Genomic DNA, 5,531 nt, shown 5'->3' on the forward strand with positions numbered 1-5,531 from the left:
AGCGAAGCCACCGCAGCCGCCGAAGACACAGAAGGCCTCGAAGGCGCCGAAGGCTTCGAAGGCTTCGAAGGCTTCGAAGGCCTCGGAGGCCTCGACGCCGGACGCGCCGCCGAAGCCGAAGCGCGGCGGGAGCCAAGGCGTCCGGGCCGCGCGACCGCTCGCCGCCGAGGACCGCGCCCGGCTGCTCGCCGGGGCGCACCACGACCCGCACGCGCTGCTCGGCGCCCACCGGGTGCGCGGCGGTGTGGCCTTCCGGGTGCTGCGCCCGTACGCGCAGGCCGTGACCGTCCTGGCGGACGGGGTCCGCGCCGAGCTCCGCGACGAGGGCGACGGCCTCTTCGGCGGGGTGCTGTCGCTGCGCGAGGTCCCCGTGTACTCGCTGCTCGTCACCTACGACGACAACGAGCTGGAGGCCGAGGACCCGTACCGCTTCCTGCCCGCGCTCGGCGAGCTCGATCTGCATCTGATCGGCGAGGGCCGCCACGAGGAGCTGTGGACGGCGCTGGGCGCCCGCCCGATGGTCCACCAGGGTGTGGCGGGCACCCGGTTCACCGTCTGGGCCCCCAACGCCCTCGGGGTCCGTGTCACCGGCGACTTCTGCTACTGGGACGGCACCGCGTACCCGATGCGCTCGCTCGGCTCGACCGGGGTGTGGGAGCTGTTCCTGCCGGGCGTCGGCGACGGCGCGCTCTACAAGTTCGACATCACCCGCCCGGACGGCTCGCACACCCTGCGGGCCGACCCGATGGCCCGGCGCACCGAGGTGCCGCCCGCGACCGCCTCCATCGTGACCGAGTCGCACCACGTGTGGCAGGACGACCTGTGGATGGCGGCCCGGGGCGACCGGCCGGTCCACGAGTCGCCCTTCTCGGTCTACGAGGTGCACCTGCCGTCCTGGCGCCCCCGGCTGACCTACCGCCAGCTCGCCGAGCAGCTCCCCGCGTACGTACGCGACCTGGGCTTCACCCATGTCGAGTTCCTGCCGGTGGCCGAGCACCCCTTCGGCGGCTCCTGGGGCTACCAGGTGACCGGCTTCTACGCCCCCACCGCCCGGATGGGCACCCCGGACGACTTCCGCCATCTGGTGGACGCGCTGCACCGGGCCGGGATCGGGGTGATCGTGGACTGGGTGCCGGCGCACTTCCCGAAGGACGACTGGGCGCTGGCCTCCTTCGACGGGCGCACGCTCTACGAGCACGAGGACCCCTCCCGCTCCGAGCACCCCGACTGGGGCACCCTGGAGTTCGACTACGGCCGCAAGGAGGTCCGCAACTTCCTGGTGGCCAACGCCACGTACTGGTGCGAGGAGTTCCACGTCGACGGGCTGCGGGTGGACGCGGTCGCCTCGATGCTCTACCTGGACTACTCGCGCGAGGCGGGCGAGTGGTCGCCCAACGAGCACGGCGGCCGGGAGAACCTGGACGCGGTGGCCTTCCTCCAGGAGATGAACGCCACCGTCTACCGCCGCTGCCCGGGTGTGATCACCATCGCCGAGGAGTCCACGGCGTGGGACGGCGTCACCCGCGCCACCCACCACGTCGGGCCCGACGGCTTCGGCGGGCTGGGCTTCGGGCTGAAGTGGAACATGGGCTGGATGCACGACTCGCTGGGGTACGCGGCCCACGAACCGGTCCACCGCAAGTACCACCACAACGAGATGACGTTCTCGATGGTCTACGCGTACAGCGAGAACTACGTCCTGCCGATCTCCCACGACGAGGTCGTGCACGGCAAGCGCTCACTGGTCTCCAAGATGCCCGGCGACTGGTGGCAGCGGCGCGCCACCCACCGCGCCTATCTGGGCTTCATGTGGGCGCACCCGGGCAAGCAACTCCTTTTCATGGGGCAGGAGTTCGCCCAGGGCGCGGAGTGGTCGGAGACCACCGGACCCGACTGGTGGCTGCTCGACCCGTCGTACTCGGCCGAGCCCGACCACCGGGGCGTACGGGACCTGGTCCGCGACCTCAACACGGTCTACCGCGACACACCGTCGCTGTGGCAGCGCGACACCGACCCGGCCGGCTTCGCGTGGGTGGCGGGCGACGCGGCGGAGGACAACGTCTTCGCCTTCCTGCGCCACGACGCCTCCGGCGCCCCGCTGCTTGCCGTCTCCCACTTCTCGCCGGTGGTCCGCCACGACTACCGCCTGGGCGTCCCCGACACCGTCTCCGCCTGGACGGAGGTCCTCAACACCGACGCCGGGCGCTACGGCGGCGGTGACATCCGCAACGAGGACCCCCTCAAGCCGGACTCCGTGCCCAGCCACGGCCGGCCCGTCAGTATCCAGCTCACCCTGCCGCCGCTGGCGACGGTGTGGCTGCGGCCGGCCTGAGCGCGTCCGCCAGCGCCGCGGGCAGCGGCTCGGAGTGCAGCACGCCGAGCCGCTGGGTGGCCCGGGTCAGCGCCACGTACAGGTCGCTGACCCCGTACGCGGCGGGCTCCACCACCAGGACCGTGTCGAACTCCAGGCCCTTGGCCTGCCGCGGGTCGAGCAGGACCACCGGCCGGGTCAGATCGGGCTCGCCCGGGGGGACGTCCGGGAGCGCGGCGTGCAGGGCCGCGTGCAGGGTGCGCGGCGCGATCACCGCGAGGCGGCCCGCGCCGGGCGTCTCCCGCTCGACCGCCCCGGCGACGGCCCCGGCGAGCGCGTGCGGCGCGGCCTCGCGCGCCCAGGGCCGCACCCCGGTGGCCCGCACCGAGCTCGGCGGCTCGAAGGAGGGGTCCACCGCGCGGCAGACCCGCGCCGCCACCTCCATGATCTCGGCGGGCGTACGGTAGTTGACCCCCAGGCGCACATGCTCCCAGCGGTCCTCCACGTACGGCTCCAGGATCTTCTGCCAGGAGCCGACGCCCGCCGCCTCGGCGGTCTGGGCGGGGTCCCCGACCAGGGTGAGCGAGCGGGTCGGGCAGCGGCGCATCAGCAGCCGCCAGGCCATCGCGGACAGCTCCTGCGCCTCGTCCACGATGATGTGGCCGAAGGCCCAGGTGCGGTCGGCGGCGGCGCGTTCGGCGGCGCTGCGGTGGTCGGCCTCCTCGTGCCGCTCGGCGAACCGCTCGGCGTCGATGATGTCGTGCGCGGCGAGCACCTCGGACTCCTCGTCCTCGAACTCGAAGCTCTCCGAACCCGCGGAGAGGTCGAGGACGCCCTGCGCGTACGCGATCCGGTCCTGGCGTTCGGCCTCGGCGGCGGCGCGGGCCGCGGAGTCGTCCTCGCCGAGGAGTTCGGCGGCCTCGTCGAGCAGCGGCACGTCGGCCGCCGTCCAGGCGCCGCCCTCGCGGCGGATCAGCTCGGCGTCGGTCTCGTCCAGGTGGACGGGGTCGGCCAGGAAGTCCGCGACGAACCGCTCGGGGGTGAGCGCGGGCCAGAACGTGTCGATGGCGGCGTGGACCTCGTGGCTGGTGGCGATCTCCTTGCCGAGCTGGGCGAGGTCGTCGGGGCCGAGCAGGTTCTCGCCGCCGAAGGGGTCGGCGCCGATCCGCTCGGCGAGCTGCGCGGTGAGCGCGTCGATGATGTGGAACGCGAAGTACGGGCGGGCCAGGTTGTGCGGCAGCCCGGACTCGCGGGCCCGCCAGCGGGCGTCCTCGGCCATGGCCCGGTCCAGGCTGAGCGTCCCGTACCCCTCGTGGTCGATCTCGGCGGCGGTGTGCGGCACGGTCTGGCGGTCGCGTACGGCCTTGGCGAGGACCTCCGCCATCTCGGCGCGGCCCTTCACCTCGGCGGCGGCCGGGGTGTCGGTCCCCTCCGCCCGCACGCCCGGGAAGAGCTCGCCCATGGTGGACAGCAGCACCCCGGTCTCGCCGAGCGCGGGCAGCACCTCGCCGATGTACCCCAGGAAGGCGGGGTTGGGGCCGACGATCAGCACCGCGCGCCGGGCCAGCTGCTCGCGGTACGCGTAGAGCAGATACGCCGCCCGGTGCAGGGCGACCGCCGTCTTGCCGGTGCCGGGCCCGCCCTCGACGACGAGCACGCCGTGCTGCGGGGCCCGGATGATCCGGTCCTGCTCGGCCTGGATGGTCTGCACGATGTCGTGCATCCGGCCCGTGCGGGCCGCGTCCAGCGCCGCGAGCAGCACGGCGTCGGCGTCCGCGCCCTCGTGCCCGGTGCGGGCCGCGTCGGTGAGGTCGAGGATCTCGTCGTGGAGCGCGGTGACCGTACGCCCCTCGGTGGTCAGGTGCCGGCGCCGGCGCAGCCCCATCGGGGTGTATCCGGTCGCGAGATAGAACGGGCGCGCGACATCGGCCCGCCAGTCGATCACCAGGGGTGTGCGTTCGGCGTCGTCGCGGCGGATTCCGATGCGGCCGATGTGGTGGGAGCGGCCGTCGGAGAAGTCGAGGCGGCCGAAACAGAGTCCGTTCTCACCGCCGTCGAGCGCGCTGAGCAGCCCGGACTGTTCGGCCACCACCACATCGCGCTCCAGCCGCGCCTGGAGACCGGTCCCGACCTGCGCGAGCGCGTGCCGCACGGAGTCCTCGGCCCGGGCGCGGAGGGCTTCGAGGCGGGTGTAGAGGCCGTCGATGAATTGCTGTTCTTTCCGAATTTCCTCGGTTGACAATTCCGCTCCTGACGCGATACAGTGCTTTTCGTGAGGGCTTTACGTGCGTTTCTTCTGCGAAACACATGAAGAACCCAATATACGCAGAGAAAAACCCCGGCCGCAATATCGGACCGGGGCTTTTTGTTTTCGCGGAACTGCGGCCGTCGGCTACAGCACGTCTTCGAGCTCCTGCATCAGACGGCGCTTGGGGCGCGCGCCCACCATCGACTTCACGGGCTCGCCACCGCGGAAGACCATCAGTGTCGGCATCGACAGCACTCCGTACTTCAGCGTCGTCCGCGGGTCCCTGTCCACGTCCAGCGCCACCACCTTGAGCCGGTCGCCCTCCTCGAAGGCGATCTGGCTCAGCACCGGCGCGAGCTGGCGGCACGGGGGGCACCAGTCGGCGGTGAACTCCACGAGCACCGGCAGATCCGCCTCCAGCACCTCCTGCTCGAAGGTCGCGTCCGTCACCATCTCCACGCCTGCTGCCTGAACCGTCATACCAACCCCTCCGTCATCCCCGTCAGTTCGCACCCGGGGGTCCCGGGCGCCAGCGAACCGGCCTCCAGCTCGGCGCGGGCCGTCTCGGCCCGCGCCAACTGGGCGCCGACCTGGTCGCGTACGGACTGCAGCTGACCGATGAGCCCGTCGAGCTCGGCCAGCTTGCGCCGGTACACGGCGAGCGAGGCGGGACAGGTGTCGCCGGCCTCGTGACCCGCCCGCAGGCACTCCACGAACGGCCGGGTCTCCTCCAGCTCGAACCCGAAGTCCTGAAGGGTCCTGATCTGCCGCAGCAGCCGCAGGTCCTCCTCGTCGTACGACCGGTACCCGTTCTCCGCCCGGCGCGCGGTGAGGAGTCCGCGCGACTCGTAGTAGCGCAGCGCGCGGGTGGTGGTTCCGGCGCGTGCGGCCAGCTCGCCGATTCGCATGGGACGACGGTAATCCTTGACGCCGAGGTCAAGGCAAGGGAAGCCCCCACCCCGCCCCTTCCCC

The 5,531-nt window shown here is 72.4% G+C and carries 4 protein-coding genes; 1 reads left to right on the forward strand and 3 read right to left on the reverse strand.

Going from position 1 to position 5,531, the window contains the following annotated elements; all coding sequences use genetic code 11:
- The coding region (gene glgB, locus ACJA3G_RS28735; RefSeq protein ID WP_406555954.1) for a 1,4-alpha-glucan branching enzyme at positions 1–2,332 on the forward strand (2,332 nt) is incomplete at its 5' end.
- Here the strand turns inward: glgB and ACJA3G_RS28740 are convergent.
- The 3 genes from ACJA3G_RS28740 to ACJA3G_RS28750 form a co-directional block, all read right to left on the reverse strand.
- Positions 2,289–4,538: a HelD family protein gene (locus tag ACJA3G_RS28740; RefSeq protein WP_406555957.1), complete on the reverse strand. Its 2,250-nt coding sequence runs from the start codon at positions 4,536–4,538 to the stop codon at positions 2,289–2,291. The genes glgB and ACJA3G_RS28740 overlap by 44 nt on opposite strands.
- A 165-nt stretch (positions 4,539–4,703) precedes the next feature.
- A complete protein-coding gene (trxA, locus tag ACJA3G_RS28745) occupies positions 4,704–5,039 on the reverse strand; it encodes a thioredoxin (RefSeq protein ID WP_406555955.1) in 336 nt (111 codons plus the stop codon).
- Positions 5,036–5,467, reverse strand: a complete 432-nt coding sequence (locus ACJA3G_RS28750) for a MerR family transcriptional regulator (protein ID WP_406555956.1) — start codon at positions 5,465–5,467, stop codon at positions 5,036–5,038. The genes trxA and ACJA3G_RS28750 overlap by 4 nt, the downstream gene beginning before the upstream one ends.
- Positions 5,468–5,531: the final 64 nt, after the last annotated feature.

Source organism: Streptomyces sp. YS-3 (assembly GCF_045257485.1).
Taxonomy (GTDB): Bacteria; Actinomycetota; Actinomycetes; order Streptomycetales; family Streptomycetaceae; genus Streptomyces.

Excerpts from the sequence above, each read along its gene's own strand:
- trxA (WP_406555955.1), bottom strand. The coding sequence starts at position 5,039 with ATGACGGTTCAGGCAGCAGGCGTGGAGATGGTGACGGACGCGACCTTC.
- ACJA3G_RS28750 (WP_406555956.1), bottom strand. The coding sequence starts at position 5,467 with ATGCGAATCGGCGAGCTGGCCGCACGCGCCGGAACCACCACCCGCGCG.